Origin of the sequence: Meiothermus sp. QL-1 (genome assembly GCF_003351145.1) — a bacterium.
GTDB lineage: Bacteria > Deinococcota > Deinococci > Deinococcales > Thermaceae > Meiothermus.
In genome coordinates this window covers 244,174-270,190 of the sequence record NZ_QQSV01000001.1, presented here as the reverse complement: position 1 = coordinate 270,190, position 26,017 = coordinate 244,174, and the positions used below count along the sequence as shown (strand labels likewise).

The following is a 26,017-nucleotide window of genomic DNA, read 5'->3' as shown; positions in this document are numbered from 1 at the left end:
ATGCAAGCGGTGCCGAGCCTGTACCGGCTCATCCGGCTGTACCGGCTGGTGCTGCCGCTGGCCATTGTGCTGGTGGTGGTGCTGTTCGAGCTCTCCCTGGGGCCCTACGAGGGGCAGCCCGCGGCCTTCTGGCTGCGCCTGGGATTCTACGGCCTGGTGGGGCCTCTGGTTACCTGGATGACCCTGGAGTGGATCGCCCAGCAGGTACAGGAGCGCGAGGAGGCGCAGCGGGCGCTGGAGGAGGTCAACCGGCGGCTTCTTACAGCGGGCAACATCCTGCGGCGGGCCTCGGCTGCAGACAACCTGGAGCAGGCCCTGTCGGCCGCAGCCCAGGAGGTGGCCCGGGCCCTGGGGCGCGAGGTGGCCATCTCGCTCGAGGGGGTGCGGGCCACCTCGGCGGGCTTCGTTCCCACCCAGGTCTACGAGATGCCCCTGCCGGGGATGGCGGGGCGGCTCGAGGTCGCCCTTCCCCCACCCCTCTCCGCAGACGAGAAGAACTTCCTGGGGGTGCTGGCCACCGAGGTGGCCGGGGCGCTGGAGTCGGCCCGTTCCCGCAGCCGGGACCTGCTCACCCTTTACGAGGTCGACCAGGCGCTGCGGGCCGAGGCCAACCTGGAGAGGCTTTTGGAAAGACTTCTGGAGCGCATCCTGGACTGGGCCCAGGCTGGGGGCGGAGGGGTGCTGCTTTTGGACGAGGAGGGCTTTTTGCAGCCCCAGGCCATGCGCAACCTATCCCTCTCGCCCCACGCCTTCCTCCCCCAAGGCCCCTGGAAGGAGGCCCTGGAGGCCCCGGTCTTCGTGGAGACACAGCTTCTGGCCGTGCCGCTCAGGGAAAAAAGCGTGGTGGGCCTCCTGCTGATCCAGGGCGAGGCCGAGAACCTGCGCCAGCGGCTGCCCTTCCTGCGCTTCCTGGCTGCCCAGGTTACGCTGGCCGTGCGCAACGCCCAGGCCTACCTGAGGGCCGAGGAGCTGGCCCTGACCGAGGAGCGCAACCGCATCGCCCGCGAAATCCACGACGGGGTGGCGCAGGCCCTGGCCTTCATGGCCCTCAAGCTCGACCTGGCCGAGCGCCTGCTGGAAAGCGACCCCAGCCGGGCGCGGGAAGAGCTGCAGCAGGTCAAGGACACCCTGCGCGCCCAGATCCGCGAGGTGCGGCGGAGCATCTTTGCTTTGAGGCCCATTGACCTCGAGCGCTACGGCTTCCTGGAGTCGGTGCGGCGCTACGCCCAGGCCTTTGCCGAGCAGGCCGGTTTTCGCATCCGGCTCAGCCTACCGGAGAAAATCGGGCTTTCCCAGGCCTCGGAGCTGGTCCTTTTTCGGGTTTTGCAGGAGGCCCTGGCCAACGCGGCCAAGCACGGCAGGCCTAGCCTGGTCCAGATCACCCTCACGCCCCTGGGCGAACGGGGCGGGGTGCTGGAGGTGCGCGACAATGGCAAGGGGTTCAGGGCAGACCACACCCCAAACAGCATGGGCGGCTTCGGCCTGATGCAGATGCGCGAGCGGGTCGAGGCTCGAGGAGGGCAGTTTTGGGTGGAGTCCCTCGAGGGACAGGGAACCCTGGTGCGGGCCGAGCTGCCCTTCTGACCCTAGGGCGCCAAGGCAAAGCGGCCCTCCAGACCTGCTAAATCGGCCTCCAAAAAGCGCAGCACGACCGCCGCGTTCAGGGGCAGGGGCTGGGAGAGGGCTACCTGGGCGGTGAGGGCCAACTCCGGTAGGAGGAAAACCCCCTGTCCACCCCGCTTTTCCACCAAGACCCCCGGCCCCTCATAGCCCCTTTCCTTCAGGTAGAGGAGGGTCCAGTGGAGCTTGCTCTTGCGCTCCGCCTCCCGCACCAGATCGGCCACCGCCTCCGCCGCCCCCACCCGCTCCAGAAGCTCCCCTTGGGAAAGGGGCCTTGCCCCCTTGAGCCAGGCCCTGAGCTGCTGGTGGGCCACCAGGTCCAGGTAGCGCCTTAGGGGGCTCGTCACCTGGGCGTAAAGGGGCAGGCCAAGCCCCTTGTGGGGGGCGGGAACCGCCTTGAGCTGGGCCCGCCTTAGGGCCTTGCGCTGCTCCCACATGGCAGCCAGGCCCTCCCCCTCCACCCGGCGGCTTGGGGCCTCCTGGGTGGCGAAGGGGAAGGGAAGCCCCTCCCGCAGGGCCAGGTGCGCGGCGGCATACCCCGCCAGGAGCATGGCCTCCCGCACCCAGAGGCGGCTCTCGTAAGGGGGCAGGGGCGTGAGGCGCACCTCGCTCTCCTCCACCCGCACCTTCACCTCGGGAAGCTGGATGTCCAGGGCCCCTTGGGCAAGCCGCTTGCGGTAAAAGGCCTGGGCCACCGCCCTTAGGGGGGAAAGCGCAGGCACCCCCAGGGCCTCCCCGTAGGTGAGCCTTTGCACCCGCACCCAGCTCAGGTAAAGCCTTTCCTCCAGGAGCTCCCCCGCCTCCGAGACCCAAAGCTCAAAGGTGAGGGCGGGGGAAACCTCCCCCAGCCCCAGGCCCAAGGCCTGGGTGACGGCCAAGGGGAGCATGGGCACCGTGCCCTCGGGCAGGTAGAGGTTGGCCCCCCGGCGCATGGCCTCCTCGTCCAGGGGGCTTCCCGGGGGCGCCAGGGCGGCCACATCGGCCACGTGCACCAGGAGGCGGAACCCCTCCGCCACCTTCTCGGCAAAGAGGGCGTCGTCCGGGTCCTGGCTCCCCTCGTCGTCTATGGCGAAGGCGGGAAGGTGGGTGAGGTCCACCCGGTCCTCCTGGGGCAAGGGGGGCACGGGAAGCTCTGGGGGCGTGAGGGGAAGGCCCAGCCGGCGCGGATGGGGGTTTTCCCGAAGCCAAAGGCCAAGCCGGAGGAGGAGCCCGTGGGCGGCCTCCGGGGTCTCGGGCTGGCCCAGGGCCTTGAGCACCCGGCTTTCCCGCTTCTCCCCCAGGGCCAGGGCCTCCACCTCGGCGAGGAAGGGGCGGTCCTCGGGGAGAAAACGGCCGGTGCGAAAGCGCTCCAGGGCCTCCTGGAAGGCCCTCTCCCGCTCCTCCTTGCGCTTTCTGGCCTCCTCCAGGGCCAGGACCTCCTCCCGGGTGCGGACCCGCACCCCCTCCCCTTCTAGCACGAAGCGCTCCCCCGCCTGGGCCAGGAGGAAGGCCCCGTAGGCAGCCTCCGGGGTGAAGGCCCCATAGACCAGCTCAGCCAGCTCCCGAAGACTTACCCGCTCCCCCTGCAGAAGCTCCCAGGCGGCCTCGGCCTCCCCCTGGGGCACCTTCAGGTCCAGGGAAGCAGGCCCTGGGTGGAGGAGGAGCACGTCCTTGGGGCGAACCCTGGCCCGGCCCCCATCGGGGAGGAGGAGCTCCAGCTTGTCGCCTTTTTCCTCTGCCAGGGCAGGCCGGCCTTTGTAGATGACGAGCGCAGCCACGCCCCTAAGGATACCCCTAGGGTCTAATACCCATGGAGAAGCCCAAGCCGCTTGGCCCGGCCCACCGCTCGGCGGAAGAGGAAAAGCCCCAGGGCCAGGTAGAAGAGGCCGTTCAGGAAGGCAGGAAGGAGGGCGGTGGCCTCCAGGGGAGCGCCTCCTGCCAGCATCTCCCGGGCCAGGGCGGCCCCCGGGGCCAGGGGCAACAAGGAGAAGGGGAAGCCCCCTGGGGCCTGCAGGAGAAAGAGGAGGAGGAACTGGGAGAGGCCCAGAAGCTGCCCGATGCGCTTGTAGAGGAGGGCGAGGGCCCCCATGGCGAAGCCCAGCCCGTACCCCCCCAGGAGCACCGCCAAAAAGGGCAGGACCACCAGGGGGGCGAAGGAGAGCCGGGCCCCGGTGAGGGCCATGAGCACCAGGGCGATGAGGAAGACCAGAATCCCCTGGGCGAAAAGCCCCGCCAGGTTGCGCACCAGGAAGAGGGGGATGGGGCCATAGGGGGTGAGGAAGACCTGCTCCAGGGTGCCCGTCTGGGACTCCTCCATGAGGCCGAAGGAGAGGCTGTTGTAGGCGAAGAGGGTGAAGGTCCAGAGGAGGTAGCCCACCAAGACCGCTTCCAGCCTGCCGCCGAACTCCGCCCCAGGCCCGGCCAGGAAGCGGGCCCCCAGGAAGAGGAGGTAGAAGATGAGGCTCAGGGTGACCACCCCGCCCAAAAGCTCCATGGGGTAGCGGCGCAGGCTCAGGAGGTTTCGCCAGAATTCCGCCAGGAAAAGCTCAAGCATGGCCCACCACCTTCAAGAAGACCTCCAGAAGGTCCGCTTCCGCCCGGGCCACCCGCTTGAGGGGCAGGGGCCTTAGGGCTTCCAGCACCTGCCACAGGGCCTCCCCGTCCCCCCGGAAGAGGAAGGGCCCTTCCCCCTCCACCCCCAGGGCCCGGAGCCGGGCCAGGACCGCGGGAGGGGGAGGGGACTCCAGCTCCAGCACGTAGTGGTTCCCGGCGAAGCGGGCCAGGAGGCGTTCCTTGTCCTCCACCAGCACCACCTCCCCCCGGTGGATGATGGCCACCCGGTCGGCCAGGGCCTCGGCCACCTCCAGCTGGTGGGTGGTGAGGAGGAGGGCCTTGCCCGCCCGGGCCAGGGCCCGCACCTTCTCCTGCACCAAAAGGGCGGTTTCCACGTCCAGGCCCAGGGTGGGTTCGTCCAGGAGGAGCACCTCGGGGTCGTGGATGAGGGCCTGGAGGAGGGCCAGCTTCTGCTGCATGCCCCGGGAGAGGTGGCGCACCTCCACCTGGGCTTTGTCCAAAAGGCCGTACTCCTCCAGAAGGGCCAGGGCCCGCTTCCGGGCCGAGGCCAGGCGCAACCCCCGGGCCACCCCGAAGTAGACCAGGTTCTCCAGGGGGGTAAGCCGCCAGTACACGTTGCGGTTCCCCTCCAGCACCGCCCCCAGGTGGCGCAGAGCCCAGGGGTCCTTGAAGGGGTCTTTCCCCAGGAGGCGCACCTCCCCCCGGTCGGGAAGGAGGAGGCTGGAGAGGATCTTCACCGTGGTGGTCTTGCCGGCCCCGTTCTTGCCCAAGAAGGCCAGGACCTCCCCGGGGCGGAGGGCAAGGCTTACGTTCTTCACCGCCTCCAGGGCCCCAAACCGCTTGTGAAGCCCGTGGGCCTCGAGGAGGGCATTGTCCATGGGCTCATTCTAAGGGGCGCACCGGCCCGTGCCCGGGATACACCCACTTTGCCCCCCGGGCCCGCAGGAGGGCCCAGCTCTGGAGGGCCAGGGGGTTGTCCCAGGCCCCCTCCTCAGGAGGGAGGTCGCCGGTGAAGGCCCGGCCATCGTCCAGAAGCAGGCTTACGCAGTGCGCCGTGTGCCCGGGGGTGGGGAGGATCTCCCCGGGGATGCCCAAGGCCTCCAAAAAGGCCCGGCTTTCCCCAAAGCCCAAAATCCGGTTCCCCTGGGGCCGGATCTCCCGGTAGCCGTCCTGGGGCTTGGTCCAGCGCTTCATCTCGGGGATGGCCGCCACCTGGGTTTCCATGACCAAAAGGGTCATGCCCGCCTCCTTAAGCTCCTGGGCCAGGCCGGCATGGTCTATGTGGTAATGGGTGGCCAGGCCGTAGCCCACCGCCTCCAGGCCCACCCCGGCCCGGCGCAGGGCCATCCTCAGGGCCCCCAGGGTGCCGGGCCAGCCCAGGTCCACCAGGAGGCGCTTGGGACCCTCCCCCACCAGCCAGTAGTTGGTGGAGCGGTAGCCCACGTTCAGCACCGGCAGGGGCTTCATTCTTTTTTCGTCCAGCGCCCGCTATCCCGGGAGCGGTACTTGGCCATGGCCTTCAGGAAGGCCTCCTCCAGGTCAATCCCCTCCCGGTTGGCCAGGGAGAGGAGGACGAAGAGGAGGTCGGCCAGCTCCATGCTCAAGTCCCCTTCCTCCTCCCCGGGTTTGGGCTTCTTGCCGTGGCGGTGGGCCAGGACCCGGGCCACCTCCCCCAGCTCCTCGGTGAGGCGGGCCAGCATGAGGAGGGGAGGGAAGTAGCCCTCCTTGAACTGGCCAATCCATTCGTCCACCAGCCGCTGGGCTTCCTTGAAGGTGAGGCTGCCTTCCATGCCCACCCCCTAAAGCCGGGCCACGTAGGCAGCCAGAAGCCGCACCGCCCGCTCCACGTCCTTGAAGTCCACCATCTCCACCGGGGAGTGCATGTAGCGCAGGGGGATGGAGAGGATGCCCGTGGGGATACCCTCCCGCACCTTGGCCACCTCGTCTGCATCGGTGCCGGAGAAGCGCCCGTGGGCGTGGAGCACATAGGGGATGCCCTCCGCCTCCGCCGCCCGCCTTAGGCCCAGGAAGACCTCCCGGTCCACGAAGGGGCCGGTGTCCAGCACCACCCCCTTGCCCAGGGCCGCCTCCCCCACCCGGGCCTTGTCCATCCCGGGGGTGGTGCCGTCGTGGTGCACGTCCACCACCAGGGCCAGGTCGGGGGCCTCGCGGAAGGCGGCGGTGCGGGCCCCGAAGGCCCCGATCTCCTCCTGCACCGTGGCCACCGCCACCACCTCCGCCTGGGTGCGCCCCTGGAGGAGGCGGAGGGCCTCCAGCACCACGAAGGCCCCCAGGCGGTTGTCCAGGGCCTTGGAGACCAGCCTCTCCCCCAGAAGCCACTGGGGGGCCTGGTCCAGGACGCCCACCGCCCCCACCTCGAGGTGGGCCAGGGCCTCCTCCCGGTCCTTTGCCCCGATGTCCGCGAAGAGGTCCTCCAGGGCCACCGCCTCCTTGCGCTCCCTTTCCTTGAGCACGTGCACCGCCTTGCGGCCCACCACCCCCAGCACGTGCCCCCGTTTGCCCAAAAACCTGAGGCGCTGGCCCACCAGGACCTGGGGGTCCCAGCCCCCCAGGGGCTTGAGGCGCAGGAAGCCCCCCTCCTCCACGTGGCTCACGATTACCCCAATCTCGTCCATGTGCCCCAGGAGGAGCACCTTGGGCCTGCCCCCGGGGTTGAGGCGGGCGTAGGCGTTGCCGTGCCGGTCCCTTTCGGCCTGGGCGAAGGTCTTGGCCTTCTCCAGGAAGACCTCCGCCGCCTCCTCCTCAAACCCCGAGGGGCCCACGGCCAGAAGGAGGTTTTCCAGAAAGGCTAGGTCGGGCGCGTAGTCCATGGGGAGAGCATACAATCTCCCCATGAAGGCCCTGGCCCTCATCGCCCACGATGCCAAGAAGGCGGAGATGGTGGCTTTCTGCCAGCGCCACCGGGACCTTTTGGCCCGCTTCCCCCTGCTGGCCACGGGCACCACGGGGGAGCGCATCGCCGAGGCCACGGGGCTTCCTGTGGAGCGGGTGCTCTCGGGGCCTCTGGGGGGCGACCAGCAGATCGGGGCCCGGGTGGCGGAGGGACGGGTGCTGGCCGTCCTCTTCTTCCGCGACCCCCTCACCGCCCAGCCCCATGAGCCCGACGTCCAGGCCCTCCTCCGGGTCTGCGACGTCCACGGGGTGCCCCTGGCCACCAACCGGGGGGCGGCGGAGGCCCTCATCCCCTGGCTGGCGGCCCAGGTTCCCGGATAGCCCCTGGGGGAGGGCGGACCAGCGGCACCCCTTTCCGGTCCACCCCTTAATGTTGACCAAATGTGGTCATAACTTTTATCCTAGGGGGGTCTTCACCATGCCCAAGCCCAAGCATCTGGGAAAAAAGCTGGTCAGCATCGCCGAGGCCAAGGCCCAGCTCTCCCGGTTGATCGCCCGGGTTGAGCGGGGGGAGGAGATATGGATCGGCCGGTATGGCCGGGTGGTGGCCAAGCTGGTGCCGCCTGGGGCCCCCACCAAGCCCAAGCGGGTGCCTGGGGTTTGGAAAGGGAAGGTCTGGATGGCCCCGGACTTTGATGAACCCAATGCCGAGATGGCCCGGATGATGGAGGAGGGCTCGGTTGAACCTGCTTCTGGATAGCCACATCGTGCTGTGGTGGCTTTCTGATGACAAAAGACTCTCCCCCAGGGCCCGCAGGCTGATTGAGCGGGCCGATGAGGTTTTTGTAAGCGCTGCCACCACCTGGGAGCTGGCGCTAAAGGTTTCCCTGGGTAAGCTACGGATGCCGGAGGGTTTTCTGGAGGTGGTGGAGGAGCAGGGTTTTGTCCACCTACCCATCACCCCGGTCCACGCCATGGCCGTGCGGGATCTGCCCCGGCACCACCGCGACCCCTTTGACTGCATCCTGCTGGCCCAGGCCATGGTGGAGGGATTGAGGCTGGTGAGCGCAGACAGAGCCTTGGCCCCTTATGGCCGCCTAGTGGTTAGGGTCTGAGGGCAAGAACGGTTTGGTCCCTCCCTAGGAGCGGTAGGGCTCGGCCTGCAGCCGCCAAAGCTCGGCGTAGGGACCGCCCCGCTCTAGAAGGGCCTGGTGGGTTCCCTCCTCCACCAGCCGCCCCTGGCGGAGCACCAGAATCCGGTCGGCCATCTGCACCGAGCCCAGGCGGTGGGTAATGAGGAGCACCGTTTTGCCCCGGGCCAGCTCGGCAAAACGCCCGTAGAGGTGGGCCTCCTCCTTGGGGTCCAGGGAGGCCGTGGGCTCGTCCAGGATGAGAAGCTCTGCCTGACGGAAGAAAGCACGCGAAAGGGCCACCCGCTGCCACTCCCCCAAGGAGAGCTCGGTGCCCCCAAAGGAGCGGGAAAGGAGGGCCCCAAGGCCCAGCCGCTCCACCAACGCCCAGGCCCCACCGGCCTTGGCGGCCTCCTCCAGGCGCTGGGGGTCGGAGGGGTGTTCGGGGTCGGCGAGGGCGATGTTCTCCTCCAGGGTGAGGGCGTAGCGACCGAAGTCTTGGAAGACGGCGGCCACCTGCCGGCGCCAGGCCTTTAGATCCAGTTCCCGAAGATCCACCCCGTCCACCAGGATGCGGCCTTCGCCGAGGTCGTAGAAGCGGAGCAAGAGCTTGACCAAGGTGGTCTTGCCCGCCCCGTTCTCGCCTACCAGGGCCAGCCGCTCCCCTTTGCGCAAGGTGAAGGAGACCCCCTCCAGCGCTCGCCGGCCATCGGGGTAGCAGAACCCCACCCCCTCAAAACGGATCTCGGCAAACCCCGACACCGCCTGGGCGCTCTCGGACACCGCCAGGGTGGTAGGCCGGGCCAGAAACCCCTCGAGCCGTTCAAAGTACAAGAGGCTCTCGTAGAGCATCCCCCCGTCCTGAACCAGGCCATACAGGCTCTGCTGTAGGCTCCCCACCGACTGCAACAGGAGCACCAGGCTGCCCAGCCCGCTCGTTCCCAGAAGAACCTGGCGCAGCCCCAGGAAAAGCGCCAGGGCGGTGAAGAGGGCGCTCAGCAACACCAAAAGGCTGGCCCCCAGGGCCTGGCGGGTTCGGGCGCGGCGCAGGGTCTGGTAGAGGGTGTGGAAGGCCTCGAGGTAGCGCCCACGAAAGAAAGGCAACAGGCCAAAGAGCCGCACCTCCTTGGCCCCATCGGGGCTCAGGAGCACCTCGGCGAAGTAGCGCATCCGTCGGGCCTCCGGCGCCCCAAAAAGCAGAGCCTCCCATACCCCCTTCTGGAGCCGGAAGGTGAGCCAGGCCTGGGGCAGGGTGGCCAGCAGCAGCAGCAGAGGGAAGAAGGGGGCTAGGGTGAAGAGTAAAAACAGCACCCCGGCCACGGTGAGGCCTCCCCGAAAGGCGTTGCCCAGAAAGACCAGCAGGTTGAGGGGCTGGTAGGGGGCCTGGTCGCGCAGCACCTGGAGTTCGTCGTGGAAGCGGGGGTCTTCAAAGGGGGTGAGATCCGGTGTGCTGGCTACCTTCTCCATCAAGAGCAGGTGCACCCGGGCCGTGAGCTTCTCGTTCACCGAGCCCTGTAGGTAGGCCACCCAGGGTGTGAGGAGGAAGTCCAGGGCAAACAGCAGGGCTAGCCCTGCCAGTGGCCAGAGAAGGGCTGGAGTCAGGGAGCCGCCCCCCAGGGCAGCCACCAGGGTGTCCACCAGCAGGCGGGTCAGACCCAGCACCGCCACCGGCACCAACCCCCCCAGGGCCAGGAGGAGCAGCAGGAGGGTGCTTTCCCCGGGGGCGGCGCGAAAGATGTGCCGCAATGCCGGGAGCAACAGGGGCCAAAGGGGGCGTCTATCCAGTTGGAACCACCCTCCCCTCGAGATCGATGCTCACCACCTGGTCGAAGAGGGAATGAACGGCTTCTGGAACCACCCGCATATTTCCTGCGGTACGCTGCATGCTGAGTTGCATAACGACACCGGGGGTCTCGTGGGTCAGCAGGGGGGCAGAGATTCTTCCAGAGCGGCGAGGGTTTCGCCCTCACCCAGCGCCGGCAGGGTTAGGACGGTCGTCATTGCACCCCCCGCCTGGGCCTGCACGAGGACCTCGCTATAGCAGCCTCACCCCTATAGGGCGTCCATGAGGGGAGTATAGCAAGCTGCACGAGCTTTGAGAACGAATGCTGGGCTTTCGCTTGGTGCGGTTGTTGCGGGAACATGAACAACCAAGTTTGCCGAGACCCGCATCGGCAAAGTGGAACATTTCAAACCGTGGTACGATCGAGGCATGAAACACCCCGCGGTTCAGCAGGCTGTACAGCTAGGAGTCAAGGGCCGTCTGGTGCTGCCCGCTGAGGTGCGCCGGGTTCTGCGGCTGCGGGAGGGGGATCGCCTGCTGCTGCGGCTGCGGGACGATGGGGTGATCGAGCTGGTCAAGGCGGAGGAAGTTGTGATGGGGAATAAGGGCCTCTTGCAGCGCCTCTATCCGGCCCTGAAAGGGAAAGCCCTGGCCGAGGAGCTGATTCAGGAACGGCGCAGGGAGGCCCTGCAGGAATGAGCGTGGTGCTGGATGCCTCGGCCTTGCTGGCCTACCTCAACCAGGAGGCGGGGGCCGAGGCAGTGGCTGGGCAGATGGTCGGGGGTGGCTTCATTAGCGCCGTCAATCTGGCCGAGGTCTACAGCAAGGTGGCCGATTGGCGCCAGGACGCACGTCTGCTGGAGCAAGCCCTGGTGGAGCAGGGTTTGCTGGGGGGTGTGCTGGAGGTGGTGCCCTTCGGCCCCGAGGATGCCCTGCGGGTGGCTGCCCTACGCCCTTTGACTAAAGCCCATGGGCTATCCCTGGGGGATCGGGTCTGTCTGGCCCTGGCCATGCGGCTAAAACTGCCAGCCCTCACCACCGACACCGCCTGGAGCAACCTGGACGTGGGGGTTGAGGTGCGGGTGGTGCGTTAAGGCATACCCCGCCGGTAGGTCAGCGCCTCGGCCAGGTGCTCCTCTTGGATGTGTTCGGAGCCCGCCAGATCGGCGATGGTGCGCGCCACCCGGAGGATGCGGTCGTAGGCGCGGGCGCTGAGGGCCAGGCGCTTGGCGGCCGCCTGCAGGAGGGCCTGGGAGGCGGGGGAAAGGGCGGTGTGCTGGCGCAGGGCGCGGCCGAAGAGCTCCCCGTTGGGCCTGCCCTGGCGGGAGAGCATACGTTCCCGGGCGGCCAGTACCCGTTCCCGCACCACTGCGGTGGACTCCCCCTCCGGGGCGCGGGCGAGCTCCTCCGGGGTGAGCCGGGGAACCTCCACCACCAGGTCGAAGCGGTCCAGGAGAGGGCCAGAGATGCGGCCGGCGTAGCGCTGGCGGGTGCCGGGGGTGCAGGTGCAGGGGCGTTCGGGGTCCCCGTGCCAGCCGCAGGGGCAGGGGTTCATGGCCGCCACCAGGAGGAAGCGGGCGGGGAAGGTGAGGCTGGCCCGGGCCCGGGCGATGGTCACCACCCCGTCCTCCAGGGGCTGGCGCAGGGCCTCGAGGGCATCCCGGGAAAACTCGGGAAACTCGTCCAGGAAGAGCACCCCCCGGTGGGCTAAGGAGACCTCCCCCGGTTTGGGGATGGCCCCGCCCCCGATGAGGCCGGCGTAGCTCACCGTGTGGTGGGGGGCGCGGAAGGGAGGGGTGCGCATGAGCCCCTTTAGGGCCTGGCCGGCGGCGGAGTGGATGCGGGTGACCTCTAAGGCCGCCTCCTGGGCCAGGGGGGGCATGAGGTGGGGGAGGCGCCGGGCCAGCATGGTCTTGCCCGAGCCCGGGCTTCCCACCAGGAGGAGGTGGTGGTGGCCGCTGGCGGCGATCTCCAGGGCCCGCTTGGCCTTGGCCTGGCCCTTCACGTCCCGCAGGTCCAAGAGAGGGGCTTCCTCCAGAGGGTCCCCGGGCTTGGCCTGCTCCAGGGCCTCCTCCCCCCGCAGGAAGGCCACGGCCTCCCGCAGGTCCTTTGCCCCGTACACCGCCACCCCCTCCACCAGGGCCCCTTCCTGGGCGCTTTCCATGGGTAGGAGGAGCCCGCGCCCCTCCGCCAGGGCCCCCAGGGCCAGGTTCACCGCCCCAGGCACCGGGCGCAGGCTCCCGTCCAGGCCCAGCTCCCCGGCCACGGCCAAGGGGGCGAGGGCCTCGAGGGGCACCACCCCCTGGGCCGCCAGGAGGCCTAGGGCGATGGCCAGGTCAAAGTGGCTCCCCTCCTTGCGGAGCTCCGCCGGGGCCAGGTTCACCACCACCCGGGCCTGGGGGTAGGGGAAGCCGGCGTTCTTCAGGGCGGCCCGCACCCTTTCCCGGCTCTCCTCCACCGCCTTGTCCGGCAGGCCCACCAGGGCGTAGGAGGGCATGCCCTTTGAGATATCGACCTCCACCGTGATCGGCAGGGCCTCCAGACCAAACAGGCTGTAGGTGCGCACCTGGGCCAGCATACAGCCCCCCTAGCTTACTGCCTCGGGCTGCTATGCTTAGGAGCGATGCTGGAGGAAGCCCCCCCAAAGCGGCAGTTGGGCGAGGTGACCTACGCGCTGCTACTCTCCGCGCCGCGGCTGGTGGCCGAGGGTATTAGGGCCCGGCTGGAACAGAAGGGCATCCCGGTCCATCTCGAAACCCCCTTTCTGGGCCTTCCTGAAGCCTACCTGGGCGTCTACACCGGGCAGGTAGGGCTGTGGATACCCGAGGCCTTCTACCGGGAGGCGGTGCTCATCCTCGAGCGCGACGCACAAGGAGAAACACCATGAGCGTAGTGGGCATCGACCTAGGCGGGACCAAGATTCTGGCCGGGGTGCTCAAAGATGGGGCCATCCGCTCCCGAGTGACCGTACCCACCCCTGAGGAGGGGGGCAACGCTGTCGTCCAGGCCATGGCCGAGGCCGCCCGGCAGGCCATCGAGGCCAGCGGGGAGACAGTGAAGGCCATTGGCCTCGGTACCCCAGGCCCCCTAGACTTCAAGCGGGGCCGGGTCAAGTTCACCCCCAACATCGCCAACTTTACCGATTTTCCTCTGGTAGAGCGCCTGGAGGAGGCCACCGGCTACAGGGTCTACGTAGAAAACGACGCTAATGCCGCAGCCCTGGCCGAGCACCTGCTGGGCGCGGCCCGAGGGGCCGAGAGCAGCCTCTTCATGACCGTCTCCACCGGGGTGGGCGGCGGCTTTGTGTGGGGCAATCGGGTGCTGCGCGGCGCCCATGGTCAGGGGGGCGAGATTGGGCACATCACCGTGCTGCCCGGGGGCCCAACCTGCGGCTGTGGGCTGGATGGGTGCCTGGAGGCCCTGGCCACCGGGCCGGCCATGGAACGCATGGCCCTGGCCAGCTTCAAGCGCGAGGTGAGCACCTACGAGCTGTTCGCCCGCTTTCAGCAGGGCGACCGCCAGGCCGCCCGCATCGTCCTTCAGGCAGCGAGCTGGGTGGGAATTGCCCTGGCCTCACTGGTCAAGTGTTACGACCCCGAGGTGGTGGTGCTGGGCGGAGGAATCGCCCTCAACGCAGGGCCTGCCTATTTAGAAGAGGTTGAGCGCAGCTACCGACGCTACATGGAAAACTGGATTGCCCCGCCCATCCGCCTAGCCCAACTGGGCGGCGAGGCTGGCCTCCTGGGGGCAGCCCTTACCGCGGCGCTTGAGGTGGGCGAGGTCTGAGGCTCCTGCTATACTCCCCTTGGGTATGATCGTGCTGTATACCACCGCCTGGTGTCCCGACTGCCGTGCAGCCAAACAGGCCCTCGCCAACCTAGGCCTGCCCTTTACCGAGATAGACATCGAGCGCGAACCCGAGGCGGCTGAGCGGGTGATGCAGCTCAACCAGGGCAAGCGCAGCGTGCCCACCCTGGTCTATGGTCCCCACGCCATCTCCCTGAGCCGCTTTTCCCCGGCAAGGCTCAGGGGTTGGCTCGAGGAGGTGGGCCTGCACCCCCAGCCGAAGTAGCCTTAGGTCCGCCGCGCGGCTTCTACCGCACTACGAAAAAACTCGTACACCTCCACCACCGGGGCCGAGATAGCCTGGCTGGGCGGAGCAATGCGGTAGGAGATGGCCTCTAGGTCGATCAGGGCGCTCTCGGCGCTGCTGGTCAGGCGGAGGCTGGCCCCAGCCGGCACCCGGAACCAGACATCCACCTCCTCCGGGAGGGGTAGAAGCAGCGCGTTGTCGGCCAAGGCCCCGGCCCTCACCCCGGAGAGGAAGATGACCCGGGCCTCGCGGGGCTCCTGGATCTCGAGCATAAGGGGCGCAGCCCGACCCGAGATGCCTACCCCCAAAGGGTTCTCCACATAGGCGTGCCCCTTGAGGTGCAGGAGCGAGGGCTCATCGTGGCTGGCCCAGATGATGCCGGAGGCGGTGCCCATGGAAGGGGTGCGCACCCAGCGCACACGGCGGCCCTCGACCTCAAAACCGGGCCCAAAGCGGGCCTCTTCCAAAAGGGCCAGCTCAGCGCCCCGCGGCACCAGGCTGAGACCCGGCTCCGCCGAAAGGGGTTCATGCATGCCCAGCCAGGCCTTGAGCCCGTGGCGAGTCCAGCCCGGCAAAGCGTTTACAAAGCTGCCCCAGTCGGCGGTGTCGCCGGCCATCAGGCGGTGGTAGGCTTCGGCCATGCGCTGCTCCTCCATGGCGCACTGCAGCGCAGCCTGGCGGTGGTACTGCTGGCGGCGGCCTGGCTGAAGCCCCAAGTAGAGCACCCGGCGGCTGGCGTCATCGGAGAACTGCCACTGGCCGTTGTACACGAGCCAGCCGCGGCGCTCTAGCTCATCCAGATAAGGCGTGGCCTCCAGCGCATCCAGCAAACCCTGGCTGTAAGGGCCCGGGTGCACCGAGAGCCGCTCCAGCGCCAGCCTGGCTTCCAGCGAAAGCATGCGGGCCTCGAGCTGCACCTGGGCCCGCACCCGCTGGGGCAAGGGCGTCTCCCGCCCATTCTGGGGCACCGCTAAAAGCTCCCGCAGATGGCCGGGAGACCCCCCCGAGGCCAGGTAAAGCCGGGCAGCCTGGGCGAAGGGCAGGGTGGCCAGCAGGGAAGCCCGGGCCTCGGCCCAGGACAAGGGCGGTAGGGTGATGTAGCGGGTGCGCTCGGCCGGGTAGTGGCTCCTGAGCTCCAAAACCAGCCGGGGGTCCTCCCCATAGGCTGAGCGCTCCACCACCCAAAGCCCCTCCCGGTCGGTCAGGATGCGCTCAATAGAGACATCGTTGTAGGGGGGGCGAAGGTAGTGCAGGACCCGGCCTCCCCCCCGCGGCCCCTCCAGAAAAGGCATGCTCAGGGCCTTGGCCAAAGCCTGGGCAAAAGCCGTGCGGCCAGAGCCAGGGCGGCCCATCAGGATGAGCACCGCAGGCAGGGTGAGCTGCGCGGCTATCTCTTGCACCAGCCGCTCGCGGCCCACGGTACCGGAGCTGCTGGCCATAAGCTGTGAGCGTTGGCCCTCGAGCCAGGCCCTAAACTCCACCGAAAGCTCCTCCAGCCCCTCCATAGGCACCCCCGGCCCCGGCGTGCGGTCGAGGGTGATGAAGGGCGGAAGCTGCAGCGGGTCCTCCCCTGGCTTGAACAGGGTGTAGCCCAGCGGGGCCAGGGCCTGACCCAGGCGGTGCAACTCAACCCGCAGGTTCTGCGAGGCCGCCGAGTGGCCCCAGAGCAGGTCGGCCAGCACCTCGCGCCGGGTGGCACCCTCCAGGGCCAGGTAGTACAGGATGGCCAAGCCCTTGCGCTGCAGCTTGATCTCCCGGCCCTGGTACTCTAGCCGGGCCGGCCCCCAAAGCTTAAGCTGGATGGGACCTCCTCTCATAACGCACACTCCCTCCGAAATCCCTATAGGGCAGCCTGGCCGAAGCACCCCAAAGAACATCTCCCCCGGCCGGCTCCCCGGCAGAAAGACAAGCGAACAGGTTGGGCTTGCGTACTGGCTTTATCCAAACGTGAACTCCTCCGTTACACTAGGGTGAGGGTAACACACCCGCGCTCACACACCTGTGCAAAATGCACACCCCACCCGAAGGCTTTTCGCTTTGGGGCTTTGGCCTTAGGCTATATCTCGTGCCGGGAATCGCTATCATCGGGGCCCAGTGGGGCGACGAAGGAAAAGGTAAGGTGACCGACGCCCTGGCCGAAAGCGCCGACTTCGTGGTGCGCTACCAGGGAGGGGCCAACGCGGGCCACACCGTGGTAGCCCAGGGCAAGACCTTCAAGCTCAACCTCCTGCCCACCGGGGTCATCCACCCCCAAGCGGTGAACATCCTGGGCGATGGCATGGTGATCGACGCCTTTCGCTTCGCCGAGGAGCTGGAAAGCATCCGGGCCGAGGGACTGGAACCCAAAGTGCTGGTCTCCGAAAAAGCCCACCTGGTGCTACCCCACCACAAGCACGTGGAGTCGCGCAACAACTTCGTGGGCACCACCCGAAGGGGCATCGGACCGGCCTACTCCGACCGGGCCCGGCGGGTGGGCATCCGGGTGGGGGACCTCCTGAACGAGGCCGTCCTCGAGGAGCGGGTCGAGACCCTTTTGGCGGAGAAGCCCAACTCCACCCGCGAAGCAGGCTGGGATACCCCTGCGAAGGCCCTGGCCGACCTTCACCGCATGCGCGAGATCCTGGCCCCCCACATCGCCGACACCGGCCGCCTGCTGCGGGAAGCCATCAAGCACGGCAAGAGGGTGCTTTTCGAGGGGGCCCAGGCCACCATGCTCGACCTCAACTACGGCGACTACCCCTACGTGACCAGCTCCCACCCCACCGTGGGGGGCATCCTGGTCGGGGCCGGGGTCAACCACAAGGCCATCAACAAGGTCTACGGGGTGGCCAAGGCCTACGCCACCCGGGTGGGCAACGGCCCTTTCCCCACCGAACTGCACGGCGAGGAAGATGAACTCTTACGGCAAAAAGGCGGCGAGTTCGGCGTGACCACCGGCCGCGCCCGGCGCACCGGCTGGCTCGACCTGGTACTGCTCAAGTACGCCTGCGAGGTCAACGGCTTCGACGGCCTGGTCATCACCAAGCTGGACGTGCTTTCGGGCTTCCCGGTGGTCAAGGTGGGCATCGAGCACAGGGAGGACGGCAGCGTGAAGTATGTGGAAATCCCCGGCTGGGGCGACCTTTCGGGAATCAGAAGCCGCGAACAGCTGCCCAAAAGCGTCAAGCAGTTCATCGCCCTGATAGAGGACTACACCGAGACCCCGGTGGTGATGTTCTCCACCAGCCCACGCCGGGAGGACACCTTTGGCGCGGTGAGCTGGGTCTAGCGCAGAACCTCCCCCGGCTTCACCCGCAAAGCCCGCCACAAGGGCAAAAGCGAGGCCAGCAGCACCACCAGGAGGCTCATGGCGGAAACCCAGACGAAGTCTCCCGCCCTGATCTCCACCGGCAGGCGGGTGAGGAAGTAGAGCTCGCCCGGTATCTCGACCGGGCGCCAGGCGAAGTAGCGCGAAAGACCGTAGCCCAGCAGGTTGCCAAGGATAATCCCCAGCGTGCCCAGCACCAGCCCCTCCAGGGCGAACACCCCGGCCACCTGGGCGGCCCGGGCCCCCATCACCCGCAGAAGGGCAATCTCCGGGGTCTTCTCGATCACTGTGAGCACCAGCACGCTGGCCATACCCAGGGCAGCCACCACCACGATCAAAAAGACCACAATCCCAATCACCCGTTTTTGCAGGGCTAGTTGTTCAATGAGGGTACGGTTGCTGGCCTGCCAGGTCTGGGGAAAGTAGTGGCGGCCCGCCAGGGCCATCCCCACCTCGGGGGCTTTTTCGGGGTCGCGCAGGCGGAGCTGGTAGCCCGAGAGGGCTGCAGGGGCTTCCATCAGCGCGCGGGTATCCTCCAGGGTGGTGAAGGCAAAGCCTGCGTCGAGGAGGTAGTTTCCGGTCTGAAAGGTGCCCACCACCTCCAGCTCTATGCGCTTCTGGTTGATGGAGACCAAAAAGAGCCGGTCGCCCGGGTAGGCCCCCAGGCTCCGGGCCAGGGCACTGCCCAGCACGATGGTCCCGGGCCTGAGCCGCTTTAGCTCGAGCTCAGGGTAAACGCCTGCCCCCCCCGCCCCCAGGCCGATCAAGGTGGCGAAATCGGCCCCCGCGCCGCGGCCCGCCTCGGCCCGGCGGGTCAAGAGGGCCTTGGTGAGGAGTACTGGGGCCTGCGCCACCACCTCGGGGTGGGGTGAAGGCGGGGGGCTGTGCTCGGGGTCCAGGCTCTGCAGGTAGAGGTGGGGCACGGCCTTGAGGGTGGCCTCCACCAGCCCTTTGATAAAGCCGTTGGTGAGCGATAGGGCCGTGGTGAGAACCATGATGCCCACCGCCACCCCCAGGAGGCTGATGAGGCTCTGGGTGCGGCGGTGGCGCAGGTGGCGGAGGGCAAGAAACCAGACGAAGCGCATAGGGGGTTGGCTACACCCCCACCATCCTACCCCCGGCCCCGCTGAATTACGGTTACCCGCACGTTGCGCACCCCAAAGCGAATGGCGGTGCTGCGGTCGGGCAGCCACACGTCGATCTGCTCGCGCTTGCGGGGGTGCATGGTGTCCTCCACGACGAAGACCCGGTCGCGAAACAGGTAGTTGAAGCGCCCCCGACCCTTGCCGCTGGGGGTACCCAGGTCCTCGAGCATCACCTTAGAGCCGTAGGGCAACTCCCGCAGCATATCCCGGCTTACCGCGATGATGCCGATGCGGGTGCGCGCACCGGTGGCGGTGATGAAGGGGGTGCTATCGGTCTCACGCACCGAAGAGGTATAGGCCGTGGCCTTGAGCACGAACACCTTGGGGGCCTGGGCCCAACCCGCGCCAAAAATCAAAACAAGCCCCAGCAAAGCAGGAATGAACCAGCGAAATGCGCCTTTCATAACTCCCCAACAAGGGTAGGGGGGGTGTTCCCGGCTTCCCTTAGAAAGGGAGGCAACGATTCTCATTTTCTTCCCCGCCCCGCCCCGTACATAACCGCGGGGCGCGCCGACATCCCTGAAAGAACGGGCCTCGATTGAGGCCCAGGTTTATGAAAAATAACTAAAGCGTTCCTTTGAGTTTCTCATCATTCCTCTGACTGCCCCCTGACGCAACCCAAAGGGGGTCGTCCCTTACCCGACGAGAAAATTCCCGCGGAACACGCCTTTCTCAATCACGTCCGGGCACGCCAAATGCAACGCCGACGGGCCCCGGCAAGGGATGCCTGCCCGTCGGCAAAGGGCAGAGCGGACGCGGGCTCTGCTCAGCCCAGGCCTACTCCAAAACGGCCAGGTAGTCGTAAAGGTCGGGCGCGCCGGGGTGCACCTCGAGGCTATAGGCGGGGAAGGCCTCGGCCAAGCGCCGGGTCAGGGCTTCCAGGGCTTCTTTGGTTACCGCAGGTCCATAAAACAGGGTAAGAAGCTCAAAATCCCCATCCTGGGCGGCCAGATGGACCATATCGAAGAGAGCTTCCTCCGGGGTCGCAGCAGCCAAAGCCAGCTTGTCGTCGCGCAGGCCGATGGGTTGTCCCTCTGCCACGCTTACCCCCCCAATCTCCACGCTGCGGCTTGCGCGGGTGACCTCGAGCGTCACCACCCGCCTCGCCGCCTCCTCCATCTCAGGCAGGAGCTCCGCTGCCGGGCGCTCGGCCTGGTAAAGCACCGAGGCCGCGAGCCCCTGGCCCAGGGTGCGGGTGGGAATCACGTGGACCACCTTCCCCTGGGACAGCCGGGCTGCTTGCTCAGCCGACATAATCACGTTGCTATTGTTCGGCAGCACGATCACCTGCGGATTGGGAAGGCTCCTGATCGCGTCCAGAATATCCTGCACGCTGGGGTTGGCGGTCTGTCCCCCTGCCACCACGCGGGCCCCGAAGCCCCGGAAAGCCTTGACCAACCCCCAGCCGTTGGCCACCGCCACCAGGCCTGTGGGCGGAGGGGGCTCATCGGCAGCCCCGGCCATGGCGAGGATCTCGCTGTGCTGCTGCGACATATCCTCCACCTTGGTGCGGAGCATCCGGCCGTAACGGGCCACCCGGGCCAAGAGGCCGTCGGGGTCGTTGGTGTGGATGTGGCCCTTCACGTACCCCTCGGCCCCCACCACCAGCAGGGAATCGCCAAACGCGGCCACCTCCGCCCGAATCTTCTCGATGGGCTCCTGCACCCCATCCATCAAAAACTCGGTGCAGTAGCCAAAGTTCTCCTCCTCGAAGACGGTCTGGGCGTACCGCTCCACCTTGGGAGGCTCTGGCAAAGGTTTTTGCAGCAGATAGCCCTGCAGCCCCTCCAAGAAGCGCAGCAGACCCACCCCCCCCGCGTCCACCACCCCGGCCTGCTTCAGCACCGGCAGCAGCTCGGGGGTGCGGTCGGAGGCCTCGCGCCCCTGGCGCAAAGCCTGCTCCAGCACCTCCTCCAGGGTCTCGGCCCCCGCCTCCACCGCCTGGCGGGCCCCCTCGGCCACCGCCCGGGAGACGGTGAGGATGGTGCCCTCCACCGGCTTCATCACCGCCTTGTAGCCGGTGCGGGAGCCCTCCTCCAAAGCTTTGGACAGCAAATTGGGGGAGATCGCCTGGGCCTCCTTGATGGCATCGGCAAAACCTTTCAGGATCTGCGAGGTGATCACCCCCGAGTTGCCTCGAGCCCCGAGGAGCGAGCCGTAGCTGATGGCCCGGGCCACCTCCCCCATCTTCTGGGTGTCCACCAGGTCCAGCTCCCGCCGCACCGATTGGAGGGTGAGGTGCATGTTGGTGCCGGTATCGCCGTCGGGCACCGGGTAGACGTTGAGGGCATTGATCTCTTCCAGATAAACCGCAAACCAATCGGTGGCGTAACGGAAGGCCTGCGCCAGCTCGGCAGGCAGAAGCGCCCTAGCCACGGCTCACCCCCACCACGTGCACCCGCACCGAGGAGAGCTCGGCACCGGCTAGGCTCCTGGCCGCCCAGCGCACCCGCTCGGCAATGCTGTCCACCACAGCGGGTATGCGGGCCCCAAAGGCCACCACCACGTACAGGTCTACCTGATACCTACCGGGTTCGGCAGGGTCGGGCTTGACCACCACCCCCTCGCTGGCCTCGCTTTTACCCAGGATGCGGCTGATGGACTCCCGGATGCCCGCCGGGCTCATACCCACTACCCCCGGCACTTCGTGCGCCGCCAGGCCTAGGATGGTGGCCAGGGCGCCTTCGGTCACGGTGATGTTGCCTCTCAAGGTTGGCCTCCAGCTAGTTACTTTACCCTAGAGGAAGCCTGGGACCCCTAGCTGCCATTGTCCTCCAACAACACCGCCTCCAGACGCCCGAAGTCCCGCCCAAACACCAGCCGAACCAGGGTACGGCGCGCGTTGGAACGGTACCAGGCCTCGATATAGACATCGTCGCGGGCAAAGCGATAGCCCATAAGGCCCCTACCCTGCAAAACCTCGAGCCGCCCCTGCACCATCTGGTAGTAGTCCACCACCCTAACCTGCCGGATTTCGGGGTAAAGGCGCAGGTAATAGAGAAGGGCCAGGCTATCCAGAACGTCCTCGTGGGGGCTTTTCCAGGTGGTCTCCTTGCCATCGGGGTGGACGACCGTGGCCCAGCAGCCCTTCCCATCTTGCTGCTGAAAGAAAAGCCGGGTGGTTCCCCGGAAAGGCTCGGAGAGGGTCTGGCGAAACTGGGTGGTGAAAAGTTCAGGCCCCACCCGGCTTTCGGCCTCGAGGCCATAGCCCAGCCACCGGGCTGGCCCGGTGGGCTCGAGGCGGAAGCGGAAACGCCATCCCTCCCCCGCCTCTTCCGCCACCAAATACACCCGACCCACGTCCACACCCTGCCAAGAAAGCCGATAGGCCAGCTGCTCTGCCGGCGCCCAGGGCACCGCCTGGGCCAGGGACAAACCGGCCACTCCCAAAAGAGCAAGCCCACGCATAGACCCCAGGGTAGCGCACCCCAGGCGGAAAGCAGCCCTCAAAATACCCGCTCAGGCACGGTGTAGGGCAGGGCAAAGGCCTCCGCCACCCCCCGGCAGGTAAGATGCCCCTGGTGGGTGTTGAGCCCCTGGAGGAGCGCGGGGTCCTCCTTCAAGGCCTCCAGCCCCTTTTCGGCCAGCCGCAGAAGGTAGGGTAGGGTCTGGTTGGTGAGGGCAAAGGTGGAGGTGCGGGGCACAGCCCCAGGCATGTTGGCCACCCCGTAGTGCACCACCCCGTCCACCACATAGGTGGGGTTGGCATGGGTGGTGGGGCGGATGGTCTCCACGCAGCCGCCCTGGTCCACTGCTACGTCCACAATAACCGCCCCCTCCTTCATGGTGGCGAGCATCTCACGGGTGACCAGCTTGGGGGCTTTGGCCCCCGGAATCAGCACCGCGCCTATCAGCAGGTCGGCGTGGCGAATGGAGGAGGCTATGTTGGCCTCGGTGGAGGCCAGGGTAATAAGCCGCCCGCCGAACACGTCGTCCAGGTACTGGAGGCGCGACTTAGAAACGTCCAGAACAGTCACCTGGGCCCCCATGCCCAACGCAATCTTGGCGGCGTTGGTCCCTACCACCCCCCCGCCCAGAATCACCACGCTAGCCGGGGCTACCCCCGGCACCCCGCCCAGCAACACCCCCCGGCCCCCGTGGGGCTTCTCCAGGGCCCAGGCCCCCACCTGGGGGGCCATCCGCCCGGCCACCTCGCTCATGGGCACCAAAAGGGGCAGGGTGCCGTCCGGAAGCTGCACCGTCTCGTAGGCGATGGCGGTGGTGCCGGCCTGCAACAAAGCCCGGGTCAGGGCCTCATCTGCAGCCAGGTGCAGATAGGCGAAGAGAATCAGGTCCTTGCGCAAGTAGCGGTACTCTTCGGCAATAGGCTCCTTGACCTTGACCACCAGGTCGGCGCTCCAGGCCTCCGCCTGGTCCACCAGCTCAGCCCCAGCCCTCTCGTACTCCGCATCGGGAATCCCCGAACCCAATCCAGCCCCGCGTTCGACCCAAACCCGGTGTCCCCGGCGCACCAGGCTGGCCGCACCCCCGGGGGTAAGGGCCACACGGTTCTCGAGCGTCTTGATCTCCCTGGGTACCCCAATCGTCATGGTTCACCCCTCGCTTTCCTCAAGCTTAGGCGCAGGACAGCTCAAAAAAAAGCAAGGTTCAAAGGAAATTCCGCAATCAGAGTTGACATTCCTAAGCCATAATGAACCTTATGGCTAACAAACTGCTAGACCCATTCAACCGCGCCATCCTGCGCGCGCTGCAGGAGGATGGGCGGCTTTCCTACAGCGAGCTGGGCCGCCGGGTAGGGCTTTCCACCCCTGCAGTGAGCGAGCGGGTTCGCCGGCTGGAGGACGCGGGCATCCTTGTTGGCTACGGGGCGCGGGTCAACCCCGGAGCCTTGGGCTATAGCGTCACCGCCCTGATCGAGGTGGCCACCCCACCCCACCGCTATGAGCAGATGCTGGAGTTTGCCCGCAGCACCGAGGAGGTGCGGGCCTGTTATTTCGTTACCGGGGAGGCCTCTTTTGTGGTCAAGGTGATGGTGCGCAATGTAGAGGAGCTGCAGGCCCTGATTCGCCAGATTGGCATCTACGGCAGCACCCGCACCATGGTGGTGCTCTCCCAGCCCATCCTCAAGGAGGTGTTCGCGCTCTAGTCTTTGAACACCCGGCGGATGCGCAGTTTGAACCCATCCCCCTCGGCTATGGCAATCAAACGGCGCTTGGGCCCCAGCAAGGCCACCAGCCCCTTGGCCGGAATGGGCAGGGGCATCCCCTCCATCACCCGCCGGGCCTCGGTATGGGAGAGTTCCACGCTGGGGCAGGAGAGGACCTCGAGCACCTCCAGCGTCCGCCCTGCATCCAAACTTTCCAGCTCCTGGGCCAGCTCCAACCCTACCCTTCCCACCCGGGTGCGCACCAGGCCCGACAAAAAGGCCTGGGTGCCAAGCCGGTGGCCCAGGTCGCGGGCAAAGGCCCGCACGTAGGTGCCAGGGCCCACCACCAGCCGGATGACCGCGGTGGGGTAGGGGCCCAGGGGCTTGGGCAGCTCCACCCGGCGGCCCCGCTCGGCAGGCTGCCAGCCGGCGGCCGAGGGGGCGATGCGGTGGGGCACAGGGGCAGGGTCAAAGGCCAGCAGGGTGGCCTCGAGGTACCTCACCGGCCGGGGCGAGAGCTCCAGGGGCGCCCCCTTGCGGGCGGCCTCGTAGGCCTTTACCCCCCCCACCTTGACCGCAGAGTAGGCCGGGGGAATCTGCTCGGTGAGGCGCAGGAACTCTGGGAGAACCGCTTCGATCTCGCGCGGGGTGGGGCGATGGGGGCTCTCCTCCACCACCGGCCCTTCGGCATCCAGGGTCGGGGTGGTGGCCCCGAAGGAGACCCAGGCCAGGTACTCCTTTTCCTCCGCCGACAAAAAGGGCACCAGCTTGGTAGAGGCTTCCGTAGCCAGCACCAACACCCCAGTCGCTAGGGGGTCCAGGGTACCGGTATGGCCCACCCGGCGGGTGCCCAAAAGCGCCCGCAGCCGGTCCACCACGTCGTGGGAAGTCTGGCCCAGGGGCTTGTTGACCGCGTAAAGCGCCATGCCAGCGGATTTTACCCGAGAAATCCAGCCTCCGGTAAACTCGGGGCATGGACTGGACCCAGGGCTACCAGCGGCTCAAATTCGCCCACCCGAGCGAGGGGGTGCTCGAGCTCATCCTCTCCAACCCCGGCCGTCTAAACGCAGTGGACCACGCAGCCCACCGCGAGCTGGCCTACGTGTGGCGCGACATAGACCAAGACCCGCGAATCCGGGCGGTGCTGGTACGGGGCGAGGGGGGGGTTTTTAGCAGCGGGGGCGACTTCGCCATGATCGAGGAGATGATGGCCGACTACGGGGTGCTCCTCCAGGTCTGGAAGGAAGCCCGCGACCTGGTCTACGGAGTGGTCAACTGTGGGAAGCCCATTGTCTCGGCTATTCAGGGACCGGCGGTGGGGGCCGGGCTGGCGGTGGCCCTGCTGGCCGATATCAGCGTGGCCGGAAGAAAGGCCCGGCTGCTGGACGGCCACCTGCGGCTGGGGGTGGCCGCAGGCGACCACGCGGTCCTCATCTGGCCCCTGCTGTGCGGCCTGGCCAAGGCCAAGTACCACCTGCTCCTGAACGAACCCCTTACAGGCGAGGAGGCCGAGCGCATCGGGTTGGTCTCCCGGGTGGTGGACGATGAAAAGGTCTACCCCGAGGCCCTGGCCCTGGCGCAAAAGCTGGCGGCAGGGGCCCCCAGCGCCCTCCGCTTCACCAAGTATGCCCTCAACAACTGGCTGCGGCTGGCTGGGCCCAGCTTCGATACCTCGCTGGCGCTGGAGTTCCTGGGCTTCCTGGGACCAGAGGCCCGAGAGGGGCTGGCCTCGCTCCGGGAAAAACGCCCCCCTAGCTTCAAGCAGGAATCCCCCCTGTAAAAAAGGCTCCGCTGTGCTATACTCACAAGGCTGCCGAGTTCACAAGCCCTCTGCGGAGGCACTTGGGCAGCAAGGAGCCGAGTATGCCAAAGATGAAGACCCACAAGGGCGCCAAGAACCGTGTTAAAATCACGGCTTCGGGCAAAGTTATCGGCAGAAAGCCGGGCAAGCGCCACCTAAACTGGCAAAAGTCGGGCAAGAGCGGGCGGATCAAGGGGCGTCCCTTCACCTTTGCCAAGGGAGAGGAGCGCCGGGTACACCGGCTGATGCCCTACGATGTGTAAGGGGGTAGAGCATGCCACGGGCTAAAACCGGAGTTGTCCGCCGCCGCCGCCACAAGGCCATCCTCAAGCAAGCCAAGGGTTTTTATGGGCTGCGCTCCAAAAGTTTCCGCAAGGCCCGCGAGACCCTTTTCAGCGCGGCCATGCGCTCCTACGACGACCGCCGCAACCGCAAGGGGGATATGCGGCGGCTCTGGATTGTGCGCATCAACGCCGCGGCCCGCCAGCATGGGCTGAACTACAGCACCTTTATGCATGGACTGAAAAAGGCCGGCATCGAGCTCGACCGCAAGATCCTGGCCGATCTGGCCGTGCGTCAGCCCGAGGCTTTTGCCGAGCTGGTCAGCCGGGTGCGCTAGGCCCTT

General features: G+C 67.3%; 30 protein-coding genes. 14 read left to right on the top strand and 16 right to left on the bottom strand.

All coding sequences use genetic code 11. The features are described from left to right. Positions 1-1,584 carry a sensor histidine kinase gene (locus DV704_RS01330; RefSeq protein WP_114797750.1) on the top strand — a complete coding sequence of 528 codons (1,584 nt, stop codon included), beginning with the start codon at positions 1-3 and terminating at the stop codon, positions 1,582-1,584. A gap of 2 nt (positions 1,585-1,586) precedes the next feature. Here DV704_RS01330 and DV704_RS01325 read toward each other — a convergent pair whose 3' ends face one another. Genes DV704_RS01325 through DV704_RS01300 form a run of 6 tightly spaced genes read right to left on the bottom strand, consistent with a single transcriptional unit; the run spans position 1,587 to position 7,004 of the window. Further along, the gene (locus DV704_RS01325; protein ID WP_114797749.1) at positions 1,587-3,377 is read right to left on the bottom strand and encodes an RNB domain-containing ribonuclease; all 1,791 of its coding nucleotides are present in this window, start codon (positions 3,375-3,377) and stop codon (positions 1,587-1,589) included. A 23-nt stretch (positions 3,378-3,400) separates the two neighbouring features. Further along, positions 3,401-4,153, bottom strand: coding sequence for an ABC transporter permease (locus tag DV704_RS01320; protein ID WP_114797748.1), 753 nt, complete (start codon positions 4,151-4,153; stop codon positions 3,401-3,403). Then, positions 4,146-5,051, bottom strand: a complete 906-nt coding sequence (locus DV704_RS01315; RefSeq protein WP_114797747.1) for an ABC transporter ATP-binding protein — start codon at positions 5,049-5,051, stop codon at positions 4,146-4,148. Before DV704_RS01315 ends, DV704_RS01320 begins: the two co-directional genes overlap by 8 nt. Before the next feature lie 4 nt (positions 5,052-5,055). Then, entirely contained in the window at positions 5,056-5,640 is a 585-nt protein-coding gene (locus DV704_RS01310) for an MBL fold metallo-hydrolase (RefSeq protein ID WP_233498194.1), read from the bottom strand. Continuing rightward, on the bottom strand, positions 5,637-5,963 hold the full coding sequence (locus DV704_RS01305; protein WP_114797746.1) for a nucleotide pyrophosphohydrolase: 327 nt from the start codon (positions 5,961-5,963) through the stop codon (positions 5,637-5,639). Before DV704_RS01305 ends, DV704_RS01310 begins: the two co-directional genes overlap by 4 nt. Positions 5,964-5,972: 9 nt before the next feature. After that, entirely contained in the window at positions 5,973-7,004 is a 1,032-nt protein-coding gene (locus tag DV704_RS01300) for a M20/M25/M40 family metallo-hydrolase (protein WP_114797745.1), read from the bottom strand. Between the two features lie 22 nt (positions 7,005-7,026). On the opposite strand from DV704_RS01300, the gene mgsA reads away from it, so the two are divergent. The 3 genes from mgsA to DV704_RS01285 all read left to right on the top strand — a co-directional run bounded on the left by mgsA (position 7,027) and on the right by DV704_RS01285 (position 8,141). After that, entirely contained in the window at positions 7,027-7,407 is a 381-nt protein-coding gene (gene mgsA / locus DV704_RS01295; RefSeq protein ID WP_114797744.1) for a methylglyoxal synthase, read from the top strand. 97 nt (positions 7,408-7,504) lie between these two features. Beyond that, a complete protein-coding gene (locus tag DV704_RS01290) occupies positions 7,505-7,786 on the top strand; it encodes a type II toxin-antitoxin system Phd/YefM family antitoxin (protein ID WP_114797743.1) in 282 nt (93 codons plus the stop codon). Further along, positions 7,767-8,141 (top strand): type II toxin-antitoxin system VapC family toxin, encoded by a 375-nt coding sequence (locus DV704_RS01285; protein ID WP_114797742.1) that lies wholly within the window; start codon positions 7,767-7,769, stop codon positions 8,139-8,141. Before DV704_RS01290 ends, DV704_RS01285 begins: the two co-directional genes overlap by 20 nt. Before the next feature lie 24 nt (positions 8,142-8,165). Here DV704_RS01285 and DV704_RS01280 read toward each other — a convergent pair whose 3' ends face one another. Further along, entirely contained in the window at positions 8,166-9,902 is a 1,737-nt protein-coding gene (locus DV704_RS01280; protein WP_233498193.1) for an ABC transporter ATP-binding protein, read from the bottom strand. A gap of 466 nt (positions 9,903-10,368) precedes the next feature. On the opposite strand from DV704_RS01280, the gene DV704_RS01275 reads away from it, so the two are divergent. Further along, the gene (locus DV704_RS01275) at positions 10,369-10,638 is read left to right on the top strand and encodes an AbrB/MazE/SpoVT family DNA-binding domain-containing protein (protein ID WP_114797740.1); all 270 of its coding nucleotides are present in this window, start codon (positions 10,369-10,371) and stop codon (positions 10,636-10,638) included. Beyond that, a complete protein-coding gene (locus DV704_RS01270; protein ID WP_114797739.1) occupies positions 10,635-11,033 on the top strand; it encodes a type II toxin-antitoxin system VapC family toxin in 399 nt (132 codons plus the stop codon). The genes DV704_RS01275 and DV704_RS01270 overlap by 4 nt, the downstream gene beginning before the upstream one ends. Here the strand turns inward: DV704_RS01270 and DV704_RS01265 are convergent. Next, positions 11,030-12,517 carry a YifB family Mg chelatase-like AAA ATPase gene (locus tag DV704_RS01265; protein WP_114797738.1) on the bottom strand — a complete coding sequence of 496 codons (1,488 nt, stop codon included), beginning with the start codon at positions 12,515-12,517 and terminating at the stop codon, positions 11,030-11,032. The genes DV704_RS01270 and DV704_RS01265 overlap by 4 nt on opposite strands. Before the next feature lie 45 nt (positions 12,518-12,562). Between DV704_RS01265 and DV704_RS01260 the strand changes: the two genes are divergently transcribed. Genes DV704_RS01260 through DV704_RS01250 form a run of 3 tightly spaced genes read left to right on the top strand, consistent with a single transcriptional unit; the run spans position 12,563 to position 14,011 of the window. Beyond that, the gene (locus DV704_RS01260) at positions 12,563-12,826 is read left to right on the top strand and encodes a hypothetical protein (protein ID WP_114797737.1); all 264 of its coding nucleotides are present in this window, start codon (positions 12,563-12,565) and stop codon (positions 12,824-12,826) included. Then, on the top strand, positions 12,823-13,725 hold the full coding sequence (locus tag DV704_RS01255; protein WP_114797736.1) for an ROK family protein: 903 nt from the start codon (positions 12,823-12,825) through the stop codon (positions 13,723-13,725). The genes DV704_RS01260 and DV704_RS01255 overlap by 4 nt, the downstream gene beginning before the upstream one ends. Before the next feature lie 25 nt (positions 13,726-13,750). After that, on the top strand, positions 13,751-14,011 hold the full coding sequence (locus DV704_RS01250; protein ID WP_114797735.1) for a glutaredoxin family protein: 261 nt from the start codon (positions 13,751-13,753) through the stop codon (positions 14,009-14,011). A 2-nt stretch (positions 14,012-14,013) separates the two neighbouring features. Here DV704_RS01250 and DV704_RS01245 read toward each other — a convergent pair whose 3' ends face one another. Beyond that, positions 14,014-15,849, bottom strand: a complete 1,836-nt coding sequence (locus tag DV704_RS01245) for a transcriptional regulator (RefSeq protein ID WP_233498192.1) — start codon at positions 15,847-15,849, stop codon at positions 14,014-14,016. Between the two features lie 248 nt (positions 15,850-16,097). Between DV704_RS01245 and DV704_RS01235 the strand changes: the two genes are divergently transcribed. Next, positions 16,098-17,300: an adenylosuccinate synthase gene (locus DV704_RS01235; protein ID WP_114797734.1), complete on the top strand. Its 1,203-nt coding sequence runs from the start codon at positions 16,098-16,100 to the stop codon at positions 17,298-17,300. Here DV704_RS01235 and DV704_RS01230 read toward each other — a convergent pair. From DV704_RS01230 to ald, 6 genes are all read right to left on the bottom strand, one after another. Continuing rightward, positions 17,297-18,424, bottom strand: coding sequence for an ABC transporter permease (locus tag DV704_RS01230; RefSeq protein WP_114797733.1), 1,128 nt, complete (start codon positions 18,422-18,424; stop codon positions 17,297-17,299). The two genes, DV704_RS01235 and DV704_RS01230, sit on opposite strands and share 4 nt — an antisense overlap. 26 nt (positions 18,425-18,450) lie before the next feature. Continuing rightward, entirely contained in the window at positions 18,451-18,888 is a 438-nt protein-coding gene (locus DV704_RS01225) for a 3D domain-containing protein (RefSeq protein ID WP_233498191.1), read from the bottom strand. 373 nt (positions 18,889-19,261) lie between these two features. Next, complete coding sequence (locus DV704_RS01220; RefSeq protein WP_114797732.1) at positions 19,262-20,860, bottom strand: DAK2 domain-containing protein; 1,599 nt, start codon at positions 20,858-20,860, stop codon at positions 19,262-19,264. Continuing rightward, the gene (locus DV704_RS01215; protein ID WP_114797731.1) at positions 20,853-21,194 is read right to left on the bottom strand and encodes an Asp23/Gls24 family envelope stress response protein; all 342 of its coding nucleotides are present in this window, start codon (positions 21,192-21,194) and stop codon (positions 20,853-20,855) included. Before DV704_RS01215 ends, DV704_RS01220 begins: the two co-directional genes overlap by 8 nt. Positions 21,195-21,241: 47 nt before the next feature. Continuing rightward, positions 21,242-21,892, bottom strand: coding sequence for a DUF3108 domain-containing protein (locus DV704_RS01210; protein ID WP_114797730.1), 651 nt, complete (start codon positions 21,890-21,892; stop codon positions 21,242-21,244). Between the two features lie 38 nt (positions 21,893-21,930). Next, positions 21,931-23,034, bottom strand: coding sequence for an alanine dehydrogenase (gene ald, locus DV704_RS01205; protein ID WP_114797729.1), 1,104 nt, complete (start codon positions 23,032-23,034; stop codon positions 21,931-21,933). Positions 23,035-23,144: 110 nt separating this feature from the next. Between ald and DV704_RS01200 the strand changes: the two genes are divergently transcribed. Beyond that, on the top strand, positions 23,145-23,591 hold the full coding sequence (locus DV704_RS01200; RefSeq protein ID WP_114797728.1) for an Lrp/AsnC family transcriptional regulator: 447 nt from the start codon (positions 23,145-23,147) through the stop codon (positions 23,589-23,591). On the opposite strand, the gene truB is transcribed toward DV704_RS01200, so the two are convergent. After that, entirely contained in the window at positions 23,588-24,517 is a 930-nt protein-coding gene (gene truB, locus DV704_RS01195) for a tRNA pseudouridine(55) synthase TruB (protein ID WP_114797727.1), read from the bottom strand. The genes DV704_RS01200 and truB overlap by 4 nt on opposite strands. A 47-nt stretch (positions 24,518-24,564) precedes the next feature. On the opposite strand from truB, the gene DV704_RS01190 reads away from it, so the two are divergent. The 3 genes from DV704_RS01190 to rplT all read left to right on the top strand — a co-directional run bounded on the left by DV704_RS01190 (position 24,565) and on the right by rplT (position 26,011). Beyond that, the gene (locus tag DV704_RS01190) at positions 24,565-25,371 is read left to right on the top strand and encodes an enoyl-CoA hydratase/isomerase family protein (protein WP_114797726.1); all 807 of its coding nucleotides are present in this window, start codon (positions 24,565-24,567) and stop codon (positions 25,369-25,371) included. An 83-nt stretch (positions 25,372-25,454) separates the two neighbouring features. Then, positions 25,455-25,655, top strand: a complete 201-nt coding sequence (rpmI, locus tag DV704_RS01185; protein WP_114797725.1) for a 50S ribosomal protein L35 — start codon at positions 25,455-25,457, stop codon at positions 25,653-25,655. An 11-nt stretch (positions 25,656-25,666) separates the two neighbouring features. Beyond that, positions 25,667-26,011, top strand: a complete 345-nt coding sequence (gene rplT / locus DV704_RS01180) for a 50S ribosomal protein L20 (protein WP_114797724.1) — start codon at positions 25,667-25,669, stop codon at positions 26,009-26,011. Positions 26,012-26,017: the final 6 nt, after the last annotated feature.